The sequence below is a fragment of the Pelagibius sp. genome (assembly GCF_965227505.1).
Taxonomy (GTDB): domain Bacteria; phylum Pseudomonadota; class Alphaproteobacteria; order Kiloniellales; family Kiloniellaceae; genus Pelagibius.
In genome coordinates this window covers 483,434-506,299 of sequence record NZ_OZ245757.1, presented here as the reverse complement: position 1 = coordinate 506,299, position 22,866 = coordinate 483,434, and the positions used below count along the sequence as shown (strand labels likewise).

At 63.9% G+C, this 22,866-nt stretch carries 18 protein-coding genes; 7 read left to right on the top strand and 11 right to left on the bottom strand.

Going from position 1 to position 22,866, the window contains the following annotated elements; genetic code table 11:
- Positions 1 to 7 precede the first annotated feature (7 nt).
- From ACO06P_RS02365 to ACO06P_RS02345, 5 genes are all read left to right on the top strand, one after another.
- Entirely contained in the window at positions 8 to 1,714 is a 1,707-nt protein-coding gene (locus tag ACO06P_RS02365; RefSeq protein ID WP_420348411.1) for an ABC transporter substrate-binding protein, read from the top strand.
- A 149-nt stretch (positions 1,715 to 1,863) separates the two neighbouring features.
- Positions 1,864 to 2,811: an ABC transporter permease gene (locus ACO06P_RS02360; protein ID WP_420348410.1), complete on the top strand. Its 948-nt coding sequence runs from the start codon at positions 1,864 to 1,866 to the stop codon at positions 2,809 to 2,811.
- A 9-nt stretch (positions 2,812 to 2,820) separates the two neighbouring features.
- The gene (locus ACO06P_RS02355) at positions 2,821 to 3,708 is read left to right on the top strand and encodes an ABC transporter permease (RefSeq protein WP_420348409.1); all 888 of its coding nucleotides are present in this window, start codon (positions 2,821 to 2,823) and stop codon (positions 3,706 to 3,708) included.
- An 11-nt stretch (positions 3,709 to 3,719) separates the two neighbouring features.
- Positions 3,720 to 5,831, top strand: a complete 2,112-nt coding sequence (locus ACO06P_RS02350) for a dipeptide ABC transporter ATP-binding protein (protein WP_420348408.1) — start codon at positions 3,720 to 3,722, stop codon at positions 5,829 to 5,831.
- Between the two features lie 166 nt (positions 5,832 to 5,997).
- Positions 5,998 to 7,119: an SPOR domain-containing protein gene (locus tag ACO06P_RS02345; RefSeq protein WP_420348407.1), complete on the top strand. Its 1,122-nt coding sequence runs from the start codon at positions 5,998 to 6,000 to the stop codon at positions 7,117 to 7,119.
- A gap of 58 nt (positions 7,120 to 7,177) precedes the next feature.
- Here the strand turns inward: ACO06P_RS02345 and ACO06P_RS02340 are convergent, their stop codons facing one another.
- Positions 7,178 to 7,435, bottom strand: coding sequence for a hypothetical protein (locus tag ACO06P_RS02340; protein ID WP_420348406.1), 258 nt, complete (start codon positions 7,433 to 7,435; stop codon positions 7,178 to 7,180).
- A gap of 232 nt (positions 7,436 to 7,667) precedes the next feature.
- Here ACO06P_RS02340 and ACO06P_RS02335 point away from each other — a divergent pair, with 232 nt between their 5' ends.
- Together ACO06P_RS02335 and cls are read left to right on the top strand one after the other, a co-directional pair.
- Positions 7,668 to 11,168, top strand: coding sequence for a PAS domain-containing hybrid sensor histidine kinase/response regulator (locus ACO06P_RS02335; RefSeq protein ID WP_420348405.1), 3,501 nt, complete (start codon positions 7,668 to 7,670; stop codon positions 11,166 to 11,168).
- Between the two features lie 96 nt (positions 11,169 to 11,264).
- A complete protein-coding gene (cls, locus tag ACO06P_RS02330) occupies positions 11,265 to 12,710 on the top strand; it encodes a cardiolipin synthase (protein WP_420348404.1) in 1,446 nt (481 codons plus the stop codon).
- Between the two features lie 41 nt (positions 12,711 to 12,751).
- On the opposite strand, the gene ACO06P_RS02325 is transcribed toward cls, so the two are convergent.
- The 10 genes from ACO06P_RS02325 to ACO06P_RS02280 all read right to left on the bottom strand — a co-directional run bounded on the left by ACO06P_RS02325 (position 12,752) and on the right by ACO06P_RS02280 (position 22,834).
- Positions 12,752 to 13,729 carry a type II secretion system F family protein gene (locus ACO06P_RS02325; RefSeq protein WP_420348403.1) on the bottom strand — a complete coding sequence of 326 codons (978 nt, stop codon included), beginning with the start codon at positions 13,727 to 13,729 and terminating at the stop codon, positions 12,752 to 12,754.
- A complete protein-coding gene (locus ACO06P_RS02320) occupies positions 13,726 to 14,736 on the bottom strand; it encodes a type II secretion system F family protein (protein ID WP_420348402.1) in 1,011 nt (336 codons plus the stop codon). The genes ACO06P_RS02325 and ACO06P_RS02320 overlap by 4 nt, the downstream gene beginning before the upstream one ends.
- Positions 14,733 to 16,370: a CpaF family protein gene (locus ACO06P_RS02315; protein ID WP_420348401.1), complete on the bottom strand. Its 1,638-nt coding sequence runs from the start codon at positions 16,368 to 16,370 to the stop codon at positions 14,733 to 14,735. Before ACO06P_RS02315 ends, ACO06P_RS02320 begins: the two co-directional genes overlap by 4 nt.
- A gap of 6 nt (positions 16,371 to 16,376) precedes the next feature.
- Positions 16,377 to 17,621 carry an AAA family ATPase gene (locus ACO06P_RS02310; protein WP_420348400.1) on the bottom strand — a complete coding sequence of 415 codons (1,245 nt, stop codon included), beginning with the start codon at positions 17,619 to 17,621 and terminating at the stop codon, positions 16,377 to 16,379.
- Positions 17,618 to 18,334 carry a CpaD family pilus assembly lipoprotein gene (locus ACO06P_RS02305; protein WP_420348399.1) on the bottom strand — a complete coding sequence of 239 codons (717 nt, stop codon included), beginning with the start codon at positions 18,332 to 18,334 and terminating at the stop codon, positions 17,618 to 17,620. The genes ACO06P_RS02310 and ACO06P_RS02305 overlap by 4 nt, the downstream gene beginning before the upstream one ends.
- 10 nt (positions 18,335 to 18,344) lie before the next feature.
- Positions 18,345 to 19,715 carry a type II and III secretion system protein family protein gene (locus tag ACO06P_RS02300; protein WP_420348398.1) on the bottom strand — a complete coding sequence of 457 codons (1,371 nt, stop codon included), beginning with the start codon at positions 19,713 to 19,715 and terminating at the stop codon, positions 18,345 to 18,347.
- 12 nt (positions 19,716 to 19,727) lie between these two features.
- Positions 19,728 to 20,612: a Flp pilus assembly protein CpaB gene (gene cpaB / locus ACO06P_RS02295; protein ID WP_420348397.1), complete on the bottom strand. Its 885-nt coding sequence runs from the start codon at positions 20,610 to 20,612 to the stop codon at positions 19,728 to 19,730.
- A 103-nt stretch (positions 20,613 to 20,715) separates the two neighbouring features.
- Positions 20,716 to 21,222 (bottom strand): A24 family peptidase, encoded by a 507-nt coding sequence (locus ACO06P_RS02290; protein ID WP_420348396.1) that lies wholly within the window; start codon positions 21,220 to 21,222, stop codon positions 20,716 to 20,718.
- Positions 21,223 to 21,366: 144 nt separating this feature from the next.
- Positions 21,367 to 21,561, bottom strand: a complete 195-nt coding sequence (locus tag ACO06P_RS02285) for a Flp family type IVb pilin (RefSeq protein ID WP_420348395.1) — start codon at positions 21,559 to 21,561, stop codon at positions 21,367 to 21,369.
- 220 nt (positions 21,562 to 21,781) lie between these two features.
- Entirely contained in the window at positions 21,782 to 22,834 is a 1,053-nt protein-coding gene (locus ACO06P_RS02280; RefSeq protein WP_420348394.1) for a glycosyltransferase family 2 protein, read from the bottom strand.
- Between the last annotated feature and the right edge of the window lie 32 nt (positions 22,835 to 22,866).

The following is a 22,866-nucleotide window of genomic DNA, read 5'->3' as shown; positions in this document are numbered from 1 at the left end:
CATGCATATGAGTAAAAAGCTAGAGACCATCAACGGCAAGCCGCTGCATCCGGGCGTGAAGACGCTCTGCGAGCAGTTCGAGAGCGGCAAAATGGATCGCCGTGAATTCGTGCGCCTCAGCGCCTTCCTCGGCGTCTCGGCCGCCTCGGCTTATGCCTTTGCCGGCGATCCGACCGGCGGGCTGTTCAAGGAAGCGGCGGCGGAAACGCCGAAGCAGGGCGGCGTGTTGCGGGTTGCCATGCAGGTCCAGCAGATGGTCGACCCGGCCACCTACGACTGGACCGAGATGTCCAACCAAGCGCGCCATATCGTCGAGTACCTGACGATCACCGGCAACGACAACATCACGCGGCCCTATCTGGCCGAGAGCTGGGAAGCCTCGGACGATCTGAAGACCTGGACCTTCAACCTGCGCAGAGGCGTGAAGTGGAGCAACGGCGACGACTTCAATGCCGACGACGTCGTTTTCAACTTCACCCGCTGGCTCGATCCGGCGACGGGATCGTCTAACCTCGGCCTGTTCTCCGCCATGACCGAGGACTACGACACCGGCGAGAAGGACGACAGCGGCAATCCCAAGATGGGCAAGCGCATGACCGAGGGCGCGGTCGAAAAGGTCGACGACCACACTGTGCGCGTCCGCCTGAATTCCCCGGTCCTTTCGATGCCGGAGAACCTCTACAACTACCCGACGGCGATCGTGCACCGGAACTTCACGAAGGACGGCGGCGATCTCTCCAAGAACCCGGTGGGCACCGGCGCTTTCGAACTGGCCGATTTCGCGGTCGGCGAGAAGTGCGTGCTGCGCAAGCGCAGCGAGCCCTACTGGGGCGGTGAGGTCTATCTCGACGAGATCCATTACATCGACACCGGCCAGGATGCTTCGGCGGGCATTGCTGCGCTCGCCTCGGGTCAGGTCGATGCGCTCTACAACCTCGACATCTCCACGATCGAGATCGCAGAGCGGGTCCCGGGCGTCTTCATTTCCCAGGTCGTCACGGCCCAGACCGGCGTGATCCGCATGAAGGTGACGGAAGCCCCCTTCGACAACCCGCTGGTGCGCAAGGCGATGGTTGCCGCCGCCGACAACGATCAGATCCTGAAGCTGGCCTACCGCAGCCTCGGGGCGATGGGCGAAAACCACCATGTTTCCCAGGTGCACCCGGAGTATGCGGAACTGCCGCCGCTGAAGCGGGACGTGGCAAAGGCCAAGGCCCTGCTGGCGGAAGCCGGCTATGCGGACGGCATCAAGGTCACCTGTAACGTCGGCAACACCGAAGGCACCTGGGAACAGGACTCCCTGCAGGTGCTGAAGGAACAGGTCGCCGAAGCCGGGATCGACATCAACATCAACGTGATGCCGGCGGCGCAGTATTGGGAAGTCTGGGACAAGGCACCCTTCAGCATCACCTCCTGGACCCACCGCCCGCTCGGCACCATGGCGCTGGCGCTGGCGTACCGTTCGGGCGTGCCCTGGAACGAGTCGAGCTACAGCAACCCGGAGTTCGACGCGGCGCTCGAGGCTGCCGAGTCGATCCTGGATGTTGAGGAACGGCGCAAGGCCATGGTGAAGGTCGAGCAGATCCTTCAGGACGACGCCGTCATGGTGCAGCCTTTCTTCCGCTCGGTCTTTACCGCCGCGCGGGAGAACGTGAAGGGCTACAGCACCCATCCGACACGCTATCACCAGTTCAATACAGTCTGGCTGGCGTGAGGCTTATGGGGCCGCAACGGAGGGACGTTGCGGCCCCTTTCTTTTTGTGGCGGGGCAGCGCCGCGCCACCGCTTCGTATGACCGGGACGGCCAGAGAGCGCAGACAACAGCCGGGGGGCCGCGTCGGGGGACGGGAAGGCTAGGAAGCGATGCTGATATTCATTGCGCGACGCATCGGGACCATGGTGTTGACCATGCTCGTCGTGTCGCTCCTTTTGTTCCTGCTGCTGGAGATCAACGTCGAAGGCGTGGCCGTCAAGGTGCTGGGCGCCTACAGCTCCGAGCAGCAGCGTGAAATCTGGCTGGAGAACAACGGCTACTTCGATCCTCTGCCGGTGCGCTACGCGCGCTGGCTCGGCAATGCGGTGGTCGGGGACTTCGGGGATTCGGTGCGGTTCAAGGTTCCGGTTTCGGAGATCCTGCCGGAGCGGATCTGGAATACCGCAATACTCGGGTTCTGGGCGCTGTTGATCGCCTCCCTCATCGGGCTGTTTCTGGGCGTCCTGGCGGGTATGCGCGAAGGGTCCGGCACGGACCGGACGATCTCCGTCGGTTCCATCGTGACCACCTCGGTCCCGGAGTTTGCTTCCGCTCCGCTTTTGTCCGCTCTCTTTGTCTTCTACTTGCCGCAGGTCATCGGCTGGGGGCTTCCCGGCACCAGTTCCATGTCCTCGGGATTCGACTGGACCCAGCTGATCCTGCCGATCATGGTCCTCGTGCTCTACGACTTCGGATACATTGCGCGGATGACCCGCGCATCCATGGCCGAGGTCATGATGACCCACTACATCCGCACGGCGGTTCTGAAAGGGCTGCCCTATGGCACGGTGATCCGCAAGCACGCGCTGCGCAACGCGCTGATCGCGCCCTTTACGGTGATCATGCTGCAGATCAACTGGCTGCTTTCCGGCGTGATCGTGGTGGAGGTCTTCTTCGCCTACAAAGGCTTCGGATCGCTGCTCCTGGAGGCCTCGCTGAATCAGGACATCTTCCTGATCGAAGCCTGCGCCATGGTGGCGGTCTTCGTGGCGGTGGGCACCCAGACGCTGGCCGACATCGGCTACACCTATCTCAACCCCCGTATCCGGTTCAGCTAGGAGGGCGCGATGACGGAACAAGCCATATCGCCGATGCGCCGGGAATCCTCGCTGCTGCGGCTGATCAAGGCCGTCGCGCTGATCCGCGAAAGCTGGGTCGGCATGGTCGGGCTCGGTATCATCGTCTTCTGGGCGGTCGTCGCGATCCTCGCCGACGTCATTGCGCCGTTCCCGCCCAATGCGACCGGGGCGCCGATGACCTTGCCGGGCGGTCCCGCGCTCGACGGCAGCGGCATCCACTGGCTGGGAACCGACCAGTTGGGCCGGGACATCCTGTCGCGGATCATTCACGGGTCGCGCCAGGTGCTGCTCTATGCGCCGCTGGCGACCCTCTGCGCCTATGCCGTGGGGATTCCCATGGGCCTCGCGGCCGGCTATCGCCGCGGCCTCACCGACGACGTGCTGTCGTTCATTGCCAACGTGATCCTCTCTTTCCCGGTGCTGGTCCTCTACATCATCATCATCGCGACCATCGGCGCTTCGGGTATCAACATCATCATCGCCGTCACTTTCGCATCTGCCCCCGGCATCATGCGTATCGTGCGCGGACTGGTGCTGGACCTGCGGAACCGGGAGTACGTCTTTGCGGCGGAAACCCGCGGCGAATCGCCCTGGCGCATCATGCTGGTCGAGATCCTGCCGAACGCGCGGGGGCCGCTCATCGTCGACGGCTGCCTGCGTCTGGGTTACGTCATCATCACCATCGGAACGCTGGGCTTCCTCGGTCTCGGCCTGCCGCCGCCCGATCCGGACTGGGGTAAGATGATCACCGAAGCCAGGGCCTTCATCCAGTTCATGCCGCATATGGCGATCTTCCCCTGCATCGCCATTTCCTCGCTGGTCCTGGGGTTCAACCTGCTGGCCGACGGCCTGCGCGAAGTCTCGCTGCGGGACTAGGGAGAGGGCATATGGAAAACGGCAGCCACAGCTACGACGGTCCGGTGCTGGAGTGCAGGGATCTCTGTATTTCCTACTTCACCAGGGCCGGTGAAATCCCGGCGGTGATCGACTTCAACATGACCCTGCATCAGGGCGAGTCGATCGGTTTGGTGGGCGAGTCCGGTTGCGGCAAATCGACCGTCGCCATGGCGATCATGCAGTACCTGGGCAAGAACGGCGCCATCGTCGGCGGCCAGGTGCTCTACAAGGGGCGGGATCTCTCGACCCTGAGCCCTGAGGAACTGCGCCAACTGCGCGGCAACGAGATCTCCATGGTCTATCAGGAGCCCATGGCCTCGCTGAACCCAAGCATGACCCTTGGGCGCCAGTTGATGGAGGTGCCGCTCTGCCACGAGGACATCAGCGAGAGCGAAGCCTACGAGCGGGCCCGGCAGATGCTCGCTGACGTCAAGCTGCCGGATCCGGAACGGGTCATGGCCGCCTATCCGCACCAGATTTCCGGGGGGCAGCAGCAGCGCGTCGTCATTGCCATGGCGCTGCTGTCCAACCCGTCGCTGCTGCTGCTGGACGAGCCGACCACCGCGCTCGACGTGACCGTCGAGGCCGGTATCGTGGAACTCATCGGCGAGATCGCCGGGCGCTTCAACACCTCCATGGTCTACATCTCGCATAACCTGGGATTGATTCTGGCGACCTGCGACCGGGTCAATGTCATGTATTCGGGGGTCGTCGTCGAGCACGGCTCGGTGAACGAGGTCTTCGACCATATGCGCCATCCCTACACCAAGGGGCTGTTCGGCTGCATCCCGCTGCCCGGCGCCGACAAAACCGCGCGCCCGCTGGTACCGATCCGGGGTCAGTTGCCGCTGCCGCATCAGCGGCCGCAGGGCTGCTACTTCGGGCCGCGCTGCGACTTCTTCCAGGCCGGAACCTGCGACCAGGATGGCCTCGGCATGACGGGGGTTCCCAACGAACCGGGCCACAGCGTGCGCTGCCGGCGCTGGCAGCAGATCGACTGGGACAGCTACAACCCCGAAGGCGTCGGGGCGAGCGAGATGGAGGCGGGCGAAGTCGTGCTCTCCATCGACAACATGAAGAAGTACTACGAGGTGACGGACAACTCGATTGCCGCGATGATCAAGGGCAACCGGGTGCGCCACGTAAAGGCCAACGAGAGCATTTCCTTCGATGCCCGAGCCTGCGAGACGGTGGCGATCGTCGGCGAGTCCGGCTGTGGCAAGTCCACCTTCGCCAAGGTTCTGATGGGGCTGGAGACGGCCACCGAAGGGAAGGTGGTGTTCAACGGCAAGGATATCTCTCAGGACGAGGTTCAGAAGCGCTCGCCGGAGCAGATCGGCTCCATGCAGATGGTCTTCCAGAACCCCTTCGATACCCTGAACCCCAGCCACACGGTGGGGTCCCAGCTGGCCCGGGTGATCCGCAAGTTCGGTGTGCACACCGACAAGGACAAGGTCGAGGCGCGGGTGATGGAACTGCTCGACCTCGTCAAGTTGCCGCGCGAGTTCGCGCGGCGCCGCCCGCGCCAGCTTTCCGGCGGCCAGAAACAGCGCGTCGGCATTGCGCGGGCCTTCGCCGGCAACCCATCGACCGTGGTCGCCGACGAGCCGGTTTCGGCGCTCGACGTTTCCGTGCAGGCGGCAGTGACCGGGCTGCTGATGGACATCCAGAAGACCTATCGCACGACCTTGCTGTTCATCAGCCACGACCTCAGCCTGGTCCGCTATCTGGCCGACCGGGTGGTGGTGATGTACCTGGGCAACATCGTGGAACAGGGGACGACGGACGACGTGTTCTCGCCGCCCTATCATCCCTATACGGAAGCTTTGCTCTCGGCCGTGCCGATCGCGGACACCTCCATCGAAAAGAAGCGGATCATCCTGGAGGGGAATCTGCCCTCGGTCACCAATCCGCCGACGGGCTGTCCGTTCAACACCCGCTGTCCGCGCAAGATCGGGGACATCTGCGAGACCGAGGTTCCGCCCGTCTACGAGCCCGAGCCCGGACACCACATCGCCTGTCACCTCTCGGTTGAGGCCTTCCAGGAGATGCAGCCGGTGATCGTTCAGCCGGATGAGCCAGCCAGTCCCGCAGCGGAGTAGGGCGCCGCGTTCTGGGGCCCGGAAAGGTTAACGCCTTTGCTCCGGTCTGGGGCCGCTTCAGGCCCTTGTCGGCACCGTCGCAGGGTCGTACCTTGCCCCCATGGATAAGGGGGTTGTGAGGCGTTTTTGCGCAGGTCCGGTCTGCCGGGCAGGGCGCAGGGTGAAGATGCTCAGCCGAGGTCCGCTGACCGGCGGCCTGGCTCTGGCATTGCTGGCCGGCTGCACCATCGAGATGGGGCCGCCGCCGGACTCCGATCCGCCGCTGGTCTCCGAAGCCCAGCAGGGACCCCCGCCGCCGGCGCAACCCACCGAGCCGCAGGCCTGGTCCAGAGACCTGGATTTCGACGGCGGCGAGAGGCGTTTCGAGCGCGGCGAGCTTGCCGAGGGATTGGTCGCCGAAGATCAGCCCCGCACTTACAGCGCCGAGCGTCTCACGTTCGAGAGTGCCCAATCGACCGAGCGGCCGCCCACGGAGGCCGAACTGATCCGCGAGCGGGCGCGGCAGCGCCTTCTGGAGGCCCGGGGGCAGGTCGGAACGGCCGCGCCGATCGCCCCTCCCAGTGTCGCAGCCGCTCCGGTCGAAACGGTCAGTGCCGAAGCCCTTCCGCCGCAGGGCGCGGGCCCTGCCGGCGACGGTTCGGCCCAAGCGGCTGCCGTGGCCGAGACCGTGACACAGCAGGAGAGCGGCTCGGCAGCCGGATCGGGACGCCAGCGGCCATCCTTGCCGCCGCCGCCGGTGATGCCGGCACAGGCCCCGCCGGCCGAGCAGCCGGTGCCCCAGGAGCCTCCGACGCAGGTCGCGGCGGTGGAGCCGCGCGCGGACTCGCCGCAGGCCCGGCAGCAGCAGGACCAGCAGCAGGAGGTTGGGGCAGAGGGGACGCGTCCGGAGGGCGAAGCGGCCCCGGGCCCGCAGACCAAGCTGTCAGCCACGGAGGCTACCGAAAGCGCTCCGAGAACCCCGGCGCCGGCTGCGCAGGCCGCCATGCGGGACAACCCGGCCGCAGACCAGCCGACGGCGTACTGGGATGCGCCCAAGGGCACCATTCTTGTCCAGATCTCCGCGATCCAGGACCAGAACAAGGTGGCCGGCGAGTGGGACCGGCTGAAGCGCGGCTACCCGGAGGTTCTGGGCCCGCTGCGGCTGGTGGTGGAGGAGGCCAAGCTGGGGGACCGCGGGGTCTTCTTCCGGGTCCAGGCCGGCGGATTCGCCTCGGAAACGCAGGCCGAGAACGCCTGCACGCTGCTGACCGAACGGGGTCAGCCGTGTTTCGTCGTGGAGCGGCCGTAAGCGGCGATTGGCGGAAGGGGACCGGGCGTCCGCCTGGCGCCTCCTGTTCTGATGCCTTCTATGGTGTGACTCTGATCTCGCTGTCGGTCACCATGGCGAAGGGCACGCGCAGGGCGACGAACTTCCATTCCGGCCCGCGCGCCTCCGCCCAATGGCGGAACTGCTGTTTGGCCCGGTGCACGACTTCCTCGTCGCTTTGCTCGTGCGCGCTGACGACCTGCTGGTAGATCTCCAGGTGGATCTGGTGCTCATCGTCGTCAAGCTGAAGCTTTACGTCGTACTTCGGCATGGAAATACGCCCCGTCCTTGATATCATCGACCGTTTCGATCATCGCCCAGGACGCCTTGAGCTTTCGTTAAGCGGGAAAGTGGGCCGGTTCAATATGGTTAACCGTTCCTTTATGGTTCCTGATGCTGAATTGATTATGCGAGAGATCGGCCGCTTGAGCGGGTCCGCGCAGGGCCAGAAAGGGGCGGGCCGCGGCCCTCGCTTCCAGCGCCACTGGTAACGGGCAGGAACTGTCACAGGAAGGCTGCCGAGTTAGGCCATGCAGGTGGGTGGACAATCCCAGGTCCGAGACGAATGGGCACTGCCGGACTTCGCTGAGCGGGTACTGGAGCGGCTTCCGCTGCCCGTTGCCGTCGCAGCCTGCCGTGAGGGCGGCGACGAGCCGATGCTGGTCTACGGCAACCAGGCCTTCGTCGATCTGACAAGCGTGACGCCCAGCGCGGCCGAGCCGGTCCCATTGGCGTCGATCCTCGCGCCGCAGCCCGGTGAAGACGACGCAGTGGACCGCACCGCGGGCTTCTCTCTCGGGTCTTCCTTTGTCCAGACCGCCCGTCTGGGCGGGTCCGGTCGCGGGTCCGCGCTGTTCCGCCTGGAATGGGCGCCCTTGGGGATGCCTCTTGGCGGCGGTGCCGGATGGTCCGTCACGTTCACGCCACAGGACGGCGAAGAAGACATACAGGCTGCGCTGGCACTCAGCCAGGCGCACTTCGCATCGGTGCTCGAGCATTCGCCGATGGAGATGTGCTTCCGCGACCTGCAGGGCCGCTATGTCGCGACCAGCCGGCGTTTCGCCGAGATCTACGGAAAGAAGCGTGAAGAGCTTCCCGGCAAACGGGTGACCGATTTGGGCGTGGCGGAGGAGTGGGTCGAGCGGAACCTCCGGATCGATCGGCAGGTGCTCGAAGACCGCAAGGCCATCGTCTTCGAGGAATCGATCCCGCTGCAGGACGGTGCCATCGAAGCCATTACCATCAAGTTTCCCGTGATCGGGCGGAGCGGCGCGCTGATGGGAATCGGCACCATCTCCTCCGACGTCACGCAGCGGCGCAAGGTGGAGCAGGCCTTGCGCGACAGCGAGGAGTGTTTGCGCATGATCTTCGAGCATGCGCCGCTCTATATGAACATCAAGGACGCTGAAGGGCGCTATATGGCGGTGAGCCGGCAGCTCTGCGAGGTCCACGGCCTGACGCCGCAGGAAATCTATGGCCGGCTTCCGGCTGAAATCTCCGCCAATGCCGAGTGGGCGGAAAAGGTCAGGGCGGCCGACATGGAGGTCTTGCGAAGCGGCCGGCTGCTGATCCAGGAAGAGGTCGTGCAGACCAAAGGCGGGAAGCGGACGGTTCTGACCATCAAGTTTCCGAGGCGCGACGGCAAGGGGAGGGTCATCGGTCTGGCGTCACTCGGCAGCGACATGACCGAGCGCAAGCGCACCGAGCGGGCGCTGTTCCAGAGCGAACTGGAGGCGGCGCGAACGAAAGCTTTGCTGTCCGAGTCGATCGAAAGCATGACAGACGGCTTCGTCTGGTACGACAACGACGGCAAGCTGATCCTCTGCAACAGCAAGTACCGCGAGCTGTTTCCGCGACTCTCCGAGGAGATCCGTCCCGGCGCCGACTACAGCGATCTCATGAAGCTGGCTTTTGACCGGGATCAGTTTTCGGTCATGGCGGCGGATGAAGTACCGCTCGGGCACCAGGAGACTCCGCGCTATGTCATGAGCCATCCCACCTTTCGCACCAAGACCAGCGAGGGCCGCTGGATCGAAGCGCGCAATCACCCGGTCGAAGCGGGCGGCTTCATCGGTATCCGGCTTGACATCACCGAACGGGTGCAGGCCGAAGACGCCCTGAAGGACAGCGAGCAGCGGTTCAGGGACTTTGCCGAGTCCGGGCCGGGTGGGTTCTGGGAGATGGATCAGGATCTGAGAATCAGTTCCTTCCTCGATGTGCAAACGGCGAGCGGCCCATCGCGCCCCTCTGCCGAGGAGGCCGTCGGCCGCAGGTTTTGGGAGCTTTTCGGCGCCGACATCGTCAACGACCCCTATTGGCGAGGGTTCTACGACGATTTCAAAGCGCGTCGGCCAATCCGCGATCTGCGCGCTGCCTTCACCGGTGCCGCGGGTGCGCGCTATCACTGGCGCATCAACGGCAAGCCTCATTATGACCGCAGCGGGCGTTTCAGCGGCTACCGCGGCGTTGCGGAGGACGAAACGGCGGAGATCGAGGCGCGACAACAGGCCGAGTCGGCGGAGGCGCGGCTCATCGACGCCATCGAGAGTCTGTCCGAGGGCTTTGCGCTTTTCGACGCCGAGGACCGCCTTGTTCTCTGCAACCAGACCTACAGGCATCCCTCTGTAAATCGTGGTGCGCATATCGTCCCAGGCGCCAGCTTTGAAGACATCATTCGCACCAACGTCAGGCATGGCTACGTCCCTGGCCTGGACGACCACGAGGCTGCCGAGGCCTGGATCCAGCAGCGCCTTGCCCATCACCGGGCGGCGGAGAGCTTTTTGCAGCAGGACTGGAACGACGGACGGTCGCTCCTGATTACCGAACGCCGGACCCGCGACGGCGGTACGGCCTGCGTCATTTCGGACATTACGGAGCTGCAGAGGGCCCGCGAAGCAGCGGAGACGGCCAATGAGGCCAAAACCCGCTTTCTTGCAGCAGCAAGCCACGACCTGCGTCAGCCGCTCCATGCCATCGAGCTGTTCGTCGCGGCACTGGAGGCAACGGTCGAGGACGAAGACGTACACGACATCGTTGCCGATATCAGAGAGGCCTCCGAGGCGGCCGGCCGACTGTTGAACGCCCTGCTGGACATCTCCGAACTCGAGACCGGTCAGCTTGAGGGCCACTTCCAGGCCTTTGGAGTGCAAAGAATCCTCGACGGCCTCCACAGGGTCTACGCCCATCAGGCCGAAGATCGCGGGCTGAAGCTGCGCATGGTGCCCTGCAGTCAGGTTGTCTACAGCGATCCGGACCTCCTGGAACGGATTCTCGGAAACCTGATGTCGAATGCCTTGCGCTACACCCAGACGGGCAAGGTTCTGATCGGCTGCCGTCGCAGGGCCGGGAAGATCCGTATCGAGGTCTGGGACACAGGGCCCGGCGTTCCCGCGTCCAAGCGCGAAGCCATTTTCGAGGAATTCCATCAGCTTGATAATCCGGCCCGTGACCGGCGCAAAGGCGTTGGCCTGGGCCTTTCAATCGTGCGGCGCCTGGCCAACATTCTCGGGCACGAGATTGTCGTGGAGTCCGTGGTCGGCAAGGGCAGCATGTTTGCCGTTGAACTGGACATGGCCGGTGCCTCGGTGGCGCAGGTGCCGGTGGTGCAGAAGAAGGCCGAGGGCGCCTTCCTGGCGGAAGGGCTTCAGGTCCTGGTCGTCGAGGACGATGTGCAAAGCAAGAAGGGTATGGCCATGGTCCTGAAGTCCTGGGGCTGCGGGGTGCAGGTTGCGACCGACTACGACGAAGCCTGCGCTCAACTGCAGGCGGCCGAGGCGCCGATCGACCTGATCATGGCCGACTACAGGTTGCCCAACCATGTTACCGGGGTCGAGGTTGCGGTCCGCCTGAGGCACCTTTGCGGCCGGGATGTACCGGTTCTGATCGTCACCGCCGATCAGGGTGTGGAGCCGCGCCGGGAGATTGCCGCCCATGGCTTCAAGTCGTTGCGCAAGCCGGTTCGCTCCGAGGACCTCCAGGCCGCTCTGCTGGAACTCCGAAACGGCTACGCCGCGGGCACGGCTGCCTCTTAGGGCTTCGCCGGGCTCCCCGAGACACCGCTTTTTGCTGCAGCGTCGCCCGCGTCGCGGTAAAAGCATGCGTCGATGCAAACAGGTCCGGGGACATCCTTGTCCGTTTTTCAAAGTGAGAATGCCTGGGTGATCCTGGCCCTCGTGGCGGGCCTCATTCACTTCTCCGGCCTGTTCTCGGCCCTGCATGCCGTCGTGCGGACACGCACGGCCCAGGGCGCCGTCGCCTGGACGATTTCGCTGATCACGTTTCCTTACCTGGCGCTGCCGCTCTACTGGATCTTTGGCCGCGGCAAGTTCCATGGCTACGTCGCGGCCCGGCGCAGCGGCGACCTGCAGATCCACCATATCGCTGCAGAGTTGCGCGAGCGGCTGGCGCAGGCGGCCGGGCGTAGCGGGGAGGCCGGAGCGGCGCGGCTGGATGTGCTGGAGCAGCTTGCCGGCATGCCGGTTACCGCAGGCAATCGGATCGACCTGCTGCGCGACGGTTGCGCGGCCTTTGGGGCCATGTTCGATGCTATGGATCAGGCGCAGCACTATGTGCTCCTGCAATCCTATCTCGTGCGCGATGACGATCTGGGGCGCGATCTGAAGGCCCGTTTGGGCCGCCTGTCCAGGCGCGGTGTACGGGTCTTTTTCCTCTTTGACGAGATCGGCTGCCACGGCCTTCCGGCGCACTACACCGCCGATCTTCGAAAGGAGGGCGTAAACGTTCGCGCGTTCTCGACGACCCAGGGCCCGGTCAACCGGTTTCAGCTGAACTTCCGCAATCATCGCAAGATTCTGGTCGTGGATGGGTCCCTGGCCTTTGTGGGCGGCTTCAACTTCGGCGACGAGTATCTCGGCAGGAACAGTCAGTTCAGCCCCTGGCGCGACACCCATGTGCGGCTTTTCGGGCCCTGCGTTCAGGCGCTCCAGCTCTCCTTTGTCGAGGACTGGTATTGGGCTGCGCGTGAAGTGCCGTCGCTGTGCTGGGATCCCGCTGAGGCCGAGGGCGACAGCGCGGCCTTGGTTCTGCCCACCGGTCCGGCGGACTACTGGGAAAGCTGTGCTCTGTTCTTCCTGGAGGCCATATCCACGGCGCGGCGACGGATCTGGATCGCTAGCCCCTATTTCGTCCCGGATGAACAGACCCTGGCCGCCCTGCAGCTTGCGCGCCTGCGCGGCGTCGAGGTGCGCCTGCTGTTGCCCGAGAAAGCCGACCACGTCTGGGTCGACTGGGCCAGCTATGCCTATTACCCCATGGCCGAACGGGCCGGTATCGAGATTTACCGCTACGAGGCCGGCTTTCTGCACCAGAAGGTGCTCCTGATCGACGATGACCTCGCCAGCGTCGGGACTGCGAACCTCGACAACCGCTCCTTCCGGCTGAACTTCGAAGTCTCCCTGGTGGTCTTCGACCGCGCCTTTGCAGAGCAGGTTGAGGCGATGCTGCTGGCCGACTTCGCGGTAAGCCGCCGCGTCATTGCGGGAGAGCTGGATGACAAGTCGGTCTGGTTTCGCTTCGGGGTCAGCCTGTCACGGCTTCTGGCCCCGGTTCTCTAAAGCGCGAGCAGGCGGGACAGCACGCCTCCGCCATCCGCCGGTTACATGTTCGACAGGGCGTCGATCGTACGCAGGATCGCCGGGCCGATCAGGACGATGAAGAGCGGCGGCAGGATGAAGATGATCATCGGCACGGTCAGCAGCGCCGGCAGGCGGGCCGCCTTTTCCTCCGCCTTCATGGCCCGCTCTTCCCGGGACTCGGCCGAGAGGACGCGGAGCGAATGGGCCAGGGGCGTGCCGTATCGCTCGGCCTGAAGCAGTGTTCCGACCATCCCGCGGATCACCGTAAGATCGGTCCGCAGGGCCAGGTTTTGAAGGGCGGTGCGCCGGTCGGGAAGAAAGCCCAGTTCCAGGCCCGTAAGGCTGAATTCGTCGGCAAGCTCCGGCGCTGTCTTGTCCATTTCCTTGGCAACGCGCATCAGCGTGGCATCCAGGCTGAGGCCTGCCTCAGAGCAGATCACCATCAGATCGAGAGCGTCGGGCAGAGCCTTGCGGATCGCCGCCTGGCGCTTCTGTGCCTGATTCTTGACCATCAGGTCCGGCAGATAGGCGCCAAAGACGACCGCCCCCAAGGAGACCGCAGCCCTTCCGGTCGAACTGAGGTTGTAGGCTTCGAGCCCGTAGAGCAGGAAGGTCGCCAGACCGCCGAAGGCAAAGGGCAGCGCCAGCTTGCAGAAGAAGAACTTCACCATGGCGTCGTTGTCACGCCAGCCCGCCTGCATCAGCTTCATGCCGACCTTCTTGGCCTGGGCGCTGCGGAGCAGCTTCAGGCGGTCGACGATCTTGTGCATCAAGGTGACGCTTGGCTGCTTGTTCATGCCGCGCCGCTTGGGCGACATGATGCCGGCGCGCAGGTCGCGGCGCTGGTCTGCGATCATCTTCGCGCGCTTGGTGGAAACGTCGCGGTGCAGCAGGGTGAACCAGACAGCGGCGACGCTGACCAGAACCGAGATGCCCGACATGGTCACCAGCAGGGTCTCAACCGACATGCCCGCGGGCAGAAAATCCTCCAGGTTCATATCTCGAACTTCACCATCTTGTACATGACGCCGATGCCCATGCCGAAGCTGAGGAAGCCAAGGCAGATGAGGATGATGCCGCGATTATCCTCGACCAGATCGGAGATGTAGCCCGGGTTGATGAGATAGATGAGTACTGCCATCACGAAGGGCAGCGACCCGATGATATAGGCGCTGGCCTTGGCTTCGGAGGAGAGGGCCTTGATCTTCAGTTTGAGTTGTCGCCGCCGGCGCAGGACGTCGGAAAGGTTGGAGAGGGTTTCGGCAAGGTTGCCGCCGGTTTCGGACTGGATGGCAAGGGCGACGGTGAAGAAATTGAACTCCTGAATGTTGAGCCGCTTCGAGGTGTCCCAGAGGGCGTCTTCCAGGGACTCGCCCAGGCGCACCGTGTTGGTAATCCGCGAAAGCTCCGTGCCCACGGGATCGGGAATTTCCGAACCGGCGGCCTTGATGGACTCAGTGATGGGCAGGCCGGATTTGAGCCCTCGGACCATGAGGTCAATGGCCTCCGGGAAATTGGCGATGAAGCGGTTCCGCCGCCGGATGATCATCAGGCTGAGGCCGAGGTGGGGGAGCATGATTGCGGCGAAGAGGCCCACCAGCACGGACACCAGCAAAGGCACGATGTCGAAGAACTGGAGGCTGGAGAAGGCAATCAGGCCGATCACCAGGCAGATAGAGAGATAGCGGCCCAGGGAACTGCCGTATCCGGCGCTGGCGAGACGCAGCCGCAGGAGTTCCGGGCGCGGCGTCAGGCGCTTGATCAGGCTGTCGAGAAAGGCGATCTCGCTGTCCGTGTTCGAGCGGCGGATCGAGACGATCTCTTCGGGCGTGATCGTCTTGCTGTTGGCGGTCCGCACCCGCTCGATGCGCCGACGGGTCTGTTTTGTGAGGCCGTCGCCGCCGAAAATCAGGGCGAAGACCACCAAGGTCGCGAGGGCAGGGAGGATGATGAGCAGGAGTTCGGCCGACACGGGGCCGAGACCCAGCGGCAGCTCGATAATCATCCCATGACCTCCATCAGCGGCTTGTCCAGACCGAAGTAGGCAGCGCGGGGCGTAAAGTTCGGGCGCAAACCCGATGACTTGAAACTGCCGAGAAGCAGGCCGTCCTTGCCTTCGCCCTCGAACTCGTAGGTGAAGAGCGTCTGGGTCGTGATGATCTCGCCTTCCATGCCGACGATTTCCTCGACATGGGTCACCCGGCGCATACCGTCGCGCATGCGCGAGACCTGAACGATCATATCCAGGGCGGAGGCGATCTGGGTGCGCACCGCCCGGGCCGGAAGGTTGATACCGGCCATGCCGATCATGTTCTCCAGGCGCGTCAGCGCCTCGCGGGGCCGGTTGGCGTGGATCGTGCCCAACGAACCATCGTGGCCGGTGTTCATGGCCTGCAGCATGTCGACGGCCTCTGAGCCGCGGACCTCACCCAGGATAATGCGGTCCGGCCGCATACGCAGGGCGTTCTTGACGAGATCGCGCATGGTGATCTCGCCGCTGCCCTCCAGGTTTGGCGGCCGCGTCTCCAGCCGCACGACATGGGGCTGCTGCAGTTGCAGCTCGGCGGCGTCCTCGATGGTGACAATGCGCTCGCCGGGGTCGATCATCTGCGACATGGCGTTCAGCAGAGTCGTTTTACCGGAACCCGTACCGCCGGAAATCAGAATATTGAGCTGGCTGCGCGACGCAATCTTCAGGACCGTCGCCATGGCGGCCGAGATGTTGTTCTGACGCTGCATCACGTCCAGTGTGATGCCCTTCTTGGCGAACTTACGGATTGAGATCGAAGGGCCGTCAATGGCCAGGGGCGGAATGATGATGTTGACGCGGCTGCCATCCAGCAGGCGTGCGTCGACCAGCGGTGTCGTTTCGTCAACACGCCGGCCGATCTGCGAAACGATTCGGCGCGCGATGTTGAGAACGTGTTCGTCGTTCTGGAAGCGTATGTTCGAGAGTTCGAGCTTGCCGCGCCGCTCCACGTAGATCTGGTAGGGGCCGTTCACCATGATGTCGGTGACGCTCTCGTCGGCCAGCAGCGGCTCCAGAGGACCGAGGCCGAGCATGTCGTCGAGCATCAGGTCGACGATCGATTGCTGCTCGGGCGCGTTCAGGTTCAGCTTTTCGTCGATGACGATCTCGCGGACGATCTCGCCGATCTGACGTGTGAGGTCGTCGCGCGGCAGCTGAGAGGCGGCCGAGACGTCCAGCCGTTCCATCACCAGCGGGTGGACCTTGTTCCTGGCCGCCTCGATGGTCGGCGTGTGGGACGTTGCCTTGTCTTTAGGGTGGCCCTCGGGCGGGGTGACCGCGCCGGGCTCGGCTTCCGGCATCGCGCCGATGATTTCCTGACGTTCCTCCGGCTGCAGCGCGTCGCATTGCAGCAGCCAGTCGATCAGCCCGGTGACCAGCTTCCGCCTTTGCAGGAGCGTGAGCTTCGTGCCGCTTCGTTCGACTTCGTTGGTCAGCAGGTTACCGATGCGCAGCGCCAGCTCGGGCCGCGGGATCATGGAAATATCGTCGTCGCCGAAGAGGGCAAGGACCGAGGGCTGCAACTGGCGGCGGACGGCATCGAGATTGGAGTCCTCGATTTCCTCCGGTGCCGGTTTGCGCGGTTGTTCGCTGTCTGCCACCCCCGTCACGACCTGCTAGCTCCTGCGGAAGAGGCCGCCGAGCCCCCTCTTTTTCTTCGGGGCCTTCTGCCCCTTCGGCTGCTGCGGTTCCGGCAGCTTGATCTCGCCGGCAAGCTTGCGGATGACCTTGCTGACCTTCGCTTTGGCGTGCGACTGGGCGAGGGGCTTGCCGGTGTTGGCGGCCGCGTTGAAAACCTTGGGCTCGTCCGGCAACAACAGGTCGACCTTGTGGTCCAGGGCGCGTTGAAAGTCCTTCAACTGCATTGCCTGCTTGGGCCCTGCGGAGCGGTTGGCGATGACCCGGACCTTGGTGTCCGGAGCGACCTCCTTGATACCGGAGAGAATTCTCAGCGAGTCCCGCAGGCCGCAGAGGTTCAGCTCGGTCACCAGCATCACTTCGGTGGCTGTTTCGAAAACGCGGCGGCGCACCGCGTAAGCCGAGCGCGGTACGTCGATGACAATGGCGTCGTTGGTGCGGCTCAGGGCTTCGAAGAGCGCATCGACAGCGTTCGGGTTGTATTTGATCTCCGACGTCAGGTTCTCTTCCGTGGCCATGATCGAGAGCTTTTCGGTGAGCTTGGCCGTGGCGCTGGAGATGAACAGGCCGTCGACCCGCGCCGGGTTCTCCAGGGCCTCGCGCAGACCGCGCGTGGGCTCCAGGTCCAGCGAGAGGGCGATCGTTCCGAACTCAAGGTCGAGGTCCACCAGGGCGGTCTTGTGCTTGCGCTCCTCGCTCAGGATCCATGCCAGGTTGACTGCAAGAGTGCTGGAGCCGACCCCGCCGCGCGAACCGATGACGGCAATGCGGGCCTTCTCTTCCGGCGCGACCTCCGGCTCCGGCGTTTCCTGGGACTCTTCGGTCCGGTTGAGGGCCGAGGCCAGCGCCTTTTCCGTGACCGGTTTGACCAGATAGTCGGTGGCGCCGGAATCGACGATTTCCCGGTAAACGGAAATGTCGTTGACGGTGCCGATGCCGATGATTTTCGTCGTCTCGGGGATCGCGGCCCGCAGGGACATCATGGCGGTCTGCGGAGAGGCGGCCTCGGAGACATCGACGATGAGGACGCTGGGCGGAACCGTGGAGCTCAGAAATTCGATAGCCTGATTGGGGCCTCCGTCTTTCAGCAGCGGCTCTGCGAAGTACTCTCTCAAGACGGAGTCGACCACGGAATGGGTCTGGTTGTCCCCCACAAAGGCAATGCATTCAGCAGCGGTCGCATCGGCCGGTTTGTGGTCCAAGATACGTTCGGCCACACTCATTGCGACTTCGTTTCCTCTTCTTCCAACGGCTCGATCTCGCGGAGGCGGTAACGGCGCACCGAGCCGGCGGCGAGCTCGCCGTCCGCGGGTTCAAGCAAGCGGCCCCGCTCCAGGTCAGCCGGGTTGGCGATCATGACGCCGAGGTTGTGTGCGTTGGAACAACCGAATGCGGAATCGAAGGCGGGCCTGGCGGGCTCCAGGGGTTGGGCCTGGTCGCAGTCGGGCAGGATCGGCATGAATTTGGTCAGGCTCATGCGTACCTCGTTGCTCTGGGACCCCGGCGCGGGGACGGCCGGGGCGTCGCCCAGGACAGCCTCGTAGCCACGGTCGGCAAGAGCGACGCGAACCGCTTCCAGGCGCTGCAGTGTCAGGCGGTCGTAGCGCGGTGTATCCCCGTCACCGGCGGAGAGCGATACGACGGTTCCGGGGTCGGGCTCCGCTTCCAGCAGCAGCGCGTCGACCGCTTGCTGGCCATCTTCGCCGAGCACCGCCGAAGTACCGCTGAAGAAGACCGACTGCTGGAACAGGATGGCGTCGGCCTGGTTCTCCGGCGAGGCGGGAATCTGCTGCCACTTGCCGTGATGGAACACCACGTTGACCACATCGGCGACCGCCTGTGCGTCCGGCGACCGCTCGGGATCGGCGGCGCAGCCCGCCGCCAGCAGACTGAGTGTCAGAGCCGTGGTCAGGCGGATCTGCTTTCGTCCCGTCATCGCCATGCTCCTAATCCAGAATGAAGCCGGTATTGGCGCTGCCGCCCAGCCGCTGGGCCTGGTTTCCTTCCAGCGGCACGGTGCGCCCGCCCTGGGCGCCGGCGGTCGCCGGGCCGTTGCCGGCCGGCGGCGGCGGTGCGCGGTAGGGATCCAGAGGAGTCCGCAGATCGTCGCTGTTGACCGGTTGCACGATGTAGGGCGTCACAATGATCACCAACTCCGTCTCGTCGCGCTCGAAACGATCGCTCTGGAACAGCGCTCCGAGGATCGGCAGATCGCCGAGGCCAGGAATCTTGCGGTTTTCCTGCCTGCTGTTGTCCAGGATCAGTCCGGCGATCGCGAAACTCTGACCGGAGGCGAGCTCCACCGTGGTCTCGGCCCGCCGGGTCGTCAGCGAGGGAATGGAGAGGCCGCCGGCGAGAACCTGTACGGCATTGGAAAGCTGGCTGACCTCCGGGCGGACGCGCATGGATATGCGACTCCGTCCCAGGAGTGTCGGCGTGAAGGCGAGACTGACGCCGAACTGCTTGAACTCGACCGTTACCGTATCGTCGTCCTGGGATACGGGAATGGGAAACTCGCCGCCTGCAAGAAAGCTGGCGGTCTCGCCGGAGAGGGCAGTCAGATTGGGTTCGGCAAGGATCGCGACCAGGTTGTCTTCAGCCAGGGCATCAATCAAGGTGTCGATGGACACGTCACCGAAATCGCCGCCGGCGAAGATGGTGTTGATGCCGGCGACCGGCGGCAGCGATTGCAGACCGAACGAAAAGTCGCCCTCGACGAAAATGTCCCAATTGAATCCGAACTGGTTGATGACCTCGCGTGAAACCTCGGCGATGCGGACGCGCAGATTGACCTGGTTCGGCGCCGTGACGGCGAGGCGGTTGATGATCTCTTCGTTTTCGCCGATGAAGCGCGCGGCGACCCGGCGTGCGTCCTCTGACTCCGTGGCGGTTGCAACGCTGCCTGAGAGGATGATGGCGCCGCTGACCGAGTTGACCTCGATCCGGCCGTGCGGCACCAGCTCCTTCAGGGAAGCCCTCAACTGAGAGAGATTATGGTTCACCTTCACCATGACGCTGGCGATGATGTTCTCGTTGGCGTCCAGGGCAAAAAGCGTGGTCGTGCCGACCGCCTTGCCGAAGAGGTAGAGCAGACGGTCGGACTTCGCACTGATATCGGCGATGGCCGGGTTGGCGATGAAAATCGAGGTCATTGCGCGGTCGAGACGCAGGAGCTGTCCTTCGCTGAGCTCGACGACGATGGGATCGCCATTGGTCGGCACGGCGCGGCCCTGCAGGCCGGCGCTTGCCGGCCCGGTCCAGACGGCTGCCGCGATCGCCAGGGCGACCGCCAGCCAAAGCCTTGAAATCACGCGCATAAAGGACCTCACTTAGAAGCGCAGCTCCTGCACCTCATTACCACGTGTTACGTTAACAACCTTCTTATTGCCGTCGCCGCCGCGCAGGCCGACAAGCCGGCTGACCTCGCTGTCCCAGGTGTAGGTTTCGCCCCGCTCGGGGTCGGATTCTTCCTTGGTCTCGTTAAGGACCGCCAGGCGCTCGAGCTCCTCCTCATCCTTGGCAAGGCTGCGCAGGCTGATGGAAAGAGCACCAAGCTCCCGCACCACGGAGAGCATCTCCGTCTGCTTGGGCGTGACCTCGAGGGTGAAGTTCTTGGCGTACTTCGGCTCGGACCCGCTGTCGTCCACAAGCTGGTCGATGGCCAACACGCGGACGTTGCGGAGAACCGTCTCGCTCGCGCGTCGCTCCATAATCTTCTCTCCGGTCGCGACCTTGACCGTATGTGTCAAAATGATGTCAATCCGGTCACCGGGAAACACCAGGCCGCTGACGCCGGAGGTGGCGTTGACGCGGATGGCCATGGCCCGATATCCCGGCCGCAGGACGGCGGCGAGGAAGCCGCGCTCACCCGGGCGAATGACGCGTTTGGGCGTGATCGGTTCACCGGCGGTGAAGCCGCGGCGCACCACGGCGCCGTAGAGCTCCGAAGGGTCGATCTCTTCATCGGTGAAGTAGTTCTCCGGGATATCGTCGTCCGGCCAGATCTGCCAGCGCAACTGCTCTTCCTGAATGAAGACCCCGGTCGGCAGCTCGACTTTCGCAACCAGAACCTTGATGCCCTCCGGCTCGGGCGGAGGGGCGGCGACGGTCGCCGGCTGGACGCGCTGGCTGGCCAGCCAGCTGCGCGCCACGACGGTTGTGCCGAGGGTGATCAGTAAGGCGGCGGCGATCAGCAGTATGTTCCTGAGTGACATGGGTTCGATCTCCTAGGCGCCGGCTCTGTGCAGGGGCGGGCTGTTGGAAACGGCCGCGGGCATGGCCGTTGGGGCGCCGAAAGCGGGACGATATTGCATCGGTCTAGGTACTTATGAGCAGCTGCAGCGCGACGTAGAGGCCGCCTGCGGCGATTGCGACGCCGTAAGGCATCGGTTGCTTGATGAAATCCGGATCGCTCTTCACGAAAAAGGCTGAGGTCGGCGTCGCGGCCCGCAACAGGCGGTGCCGAAACCACAGAGCAACGGCAAGCAGGCCGCCGGCGATGGTGGTGCAGAGCACCATTGGGAACATCAGGCTTGGCCCCGCCCAAAGCGTAACCGCGGCGAAGAGTTTCACGTCCGCGCCACCGCAGAGCCGCAGGGCGAAGAGGATGAAACCGACAAAGAAAGCGGCCGACGCAAAGATCAGCCCGTTCAGCCAATCGACAGTCCCGCCGGAGGCGATCACGAAAGACGGATAGAGCGCTACCAGTGCCACGCTGAAGCGGTTCGGCACCGTCAGATTGCGGCAGTCACTGGCCGCGGCCATGATCAGCAGGCCGCTGAATGCCAGTATCGTGAATCGCGCCGTGGCGAGGGATAGATCCATTTCAAGGTTGTCCAGTGGCTCATGTTTGGGCAGAGGCGGGCATCATGCGCCGGCCCAAACGAAAGATAGGGCCACGAGGGTGTATCCCCGGGCCCTATCTTCCTGACTTGGGAGCGGCGGGCCCGGGGCCCGCCGCAGCAAGCTTTAAGGAGTAGCCTGAGCGCCGGATGCGGCATCCTCGAGCTCGTTGGAAACAATCGTAAAGATGTTTTCCAGCGAGTTACCCATCGCCTGCAGTGCGGCGATGGCGGCAACGGACACGAGGGCGGCGATCAGGCCATACTCGATAGCCGTCGCCCCAGACTCGTCCTGAAGAAAGGACTTGATAGTGTTCAACATGATTGCGACCTCCTATGCACGCATATCCGAGCGAATAATCTGCTCATCGCATTAAGAAATAGTAAAAAACAAGAGCCTCATTCGGTGAGAAAAATATAATAAAACAACCACTTAATGCTGATAATATGATAAATACCTTTTGAACAGATCATGTAATTAAGTAAAGTTTTAAGTAATTCGTCGTTGCGGACGCAGTTGCCGGTTCCTTCCCGGACAAGACTCAGGCCCCGAACCGGCCTGTGTCTTCTGCGCCGGTTGCGCTGTCTGCCGTTTCCCTACTCCATGGGAACGCCGCGGCGGGCGGTGCAGGAAATCTCAGGTAGTGGAGCCGCTTCATTTCCCGCCGGCCGAGGGACACGGAGTCCAGGATCAGGCCGCAGGCGGTGCTGAGAGAGGCCAGCAGCATCAGGGCGCAGACCAGGACCGCCGTCGGCAGGCGCGGAACCAGGCCCGTCTCGAAGAAGGTGAGGAACAGGGGCACTGCCAAGGCGATGGCGAAGGCGGCCAGAAGGACAGCGGCCGTTGAGAAGAATGCCAGGGGACGCTCGTCCTTCGCCAGCCGGACAATGGTGGTGAGAATGCGAAAACCGTCCCTGAACGTGTTGAGCTTGCTTTCCGATCCTTCGGGGCGTTCCTTGTAGGCCGTTGTCACCTCGGCTACCGGCATTCGCAGTTCCAGGGCATGAACGGTCAGTTCGGTCTCGATCTCAAAGCCCTTTGCAAGGGCGGGAAAGGACTTCACGAAGCGCCGCGAAAAGACCCGGTAACCGGACAGGATGTCACCAAAACGCTCGCCAAACAGCCTGCTGACCAGCTTGGTAAAGAGACGGTTACCGAACTGATGTCCCGGGCGATAGGCCTGGTCGCTGGTGTTGCGGCGTGCCGCGTTGACCATGTCCAGCTGCTCGCTGCAGAGCCGCTCGATCAACTTCGGCGCTGCAGCGGCATCGTAGGTATCATCCCCGTCCGCCAGGACATAGATATCCGCCTCGACGTCGGAGAACATGCGGCGGACGACGTTGCCTTTGCCGCGCAAGGCCTCGCTGATGACCGTGGCGCCGGCTTTCCGGGCCACCTCGGCGGTGTTGTCGGTGGAGGCGTTGTCGTAGACGAAGATCCTGGCTGCCGGCAAAGCCTCATGAAAGTCGCGGACAACCTGCCCGATGGCCGCTTCCTCGTTGTAGCAGGGCAGGAGGACGGCCATGGTCGGGCCCTCCGTGGGCCAGGAAGCCGCCAAGGCTGCCTGCTGCTGATGTACGGGGATGCTTTGCATCTGGCCTCTCTGCCGGTTCCGTTCGGATCTGC

Excerpts from the sequence above, each read along its gene's own strand:
- ACO06P_RS02290 (WP_420348396.1), bottom strand. The coding sequence starts at position 21,222 with ATGGATCTATCCCTCGCCACGGCGCGATTCACGATACTGGCATTCAGC.
- ACO06P_RS02345 (WP_420348407.1), top strand. The coding sequence starts at position 5,998 with ATGCTCAGCCGAGGTCCGCTGACCGGCGGCCTGGCTCTGGCATTGCTG.
- ACO06P_RS02300 (WP_420348398.1), bottom strand. The coding sequence starts at position 19,715 with ATGCGCGTGATTTCAAGGCTTTGGCTGGCGGTCGCCCTGGCGATCGCG.
- ACO06P_RS02340 (WP_420348406.1), bottom strand. The coding sequence starts at position 7,435 with ATGATATCAAGGACGGGGCGTATTTCCATGCCGAAGTACGACGTAAAG.
- ACO06P_RS02280 (WP_420348394.1), bottom strand. The coding sequence starts at position 22,834 with ATGCAAAGCATCCCCGTACATCAGCAGCAGGCAGCCTTGGCGGCTTCC.
- ACO06P_RS02305 (WP_420348399.1), bottom strand. The coding sequence starts at position 18,334 with ATGACGGGACGAAAGCAGATCCGCCTGACCACGGCTCTGACACTCAGT.
- ACO06P_RS02360 (WP_420348410.1), top strand. The coding sequence starts at position 1,864 with ATGCTGATATTCATTGCGCGACGCATCGGGACCATGGTGTTGACCATG.
- ACO06P_RS02310 (WP_420348400.1), bottom strand. The coding sequence starts at position 17,621 with ATGAGTGTGGCCGAACGTATCTTGGACCACAAACCGGCCGATGCGACC.
- ACO06P_RS02325 (WP_420348403.1), bottom strand. The coding sequence starts at position 13,729 with ATGAACCTGGAGGATTTTCTGCCCGCGGGCATGTCGGTTGAGACCCTG.
- ACO06P_RS02350 (WP_420348408.1), top strand. The coding sequence starts at position 3,720 with ATGGAAAACGGCAGCCACAGCTACGACGGTCCGGTGCTGGAGTGCAGG.
- ACO06P_RS02355 (WP_420348409.1), top strand. The coding sequence starts at position 2,821 with ATGACGGAACAAGCCATATCGCCGATGCGCCGGGAATCCTCGCTGCTG.
- ACO06P_RS02335 (WP_420348405.1), top strand. The coding sequence starts at position 7,668 with ATGCAGGTGGGTGGACAATCCCAGGTCCGAGACGAATGGGCACTGCCG.
- cpaB (WP_420348397.1), bottom strand. The coding sequence starts at position 20,612 with ATGTCACTCAGGAACATACTGCTGATCGCCGCCGCCTTACTGATCACC.
- ACO06P_RS02365 (WP_420348411.1), top strand. The coding sequence starts at position 8 with ATGAGTAAAAAGCTAGAGACCATCAACGGCAAGCCGCTGCATCCGGGC.
- ACO06P_RS02285 (WP_420348395.1), bottom strand. The coding sequence starts at position 21,561 with ATGTTGAACACTATCAAGTCCTTTCTTCAGGACGAGTCTGGGGCGACG.
- ACO06P_RS02320 (WP_420348402.1), bottom strand. The coding sequence starts at position 14,736 with ATGATTATCGAGCTGCCGCTGGGTCTCGGCCCCGTGTCGGCCGAACTC.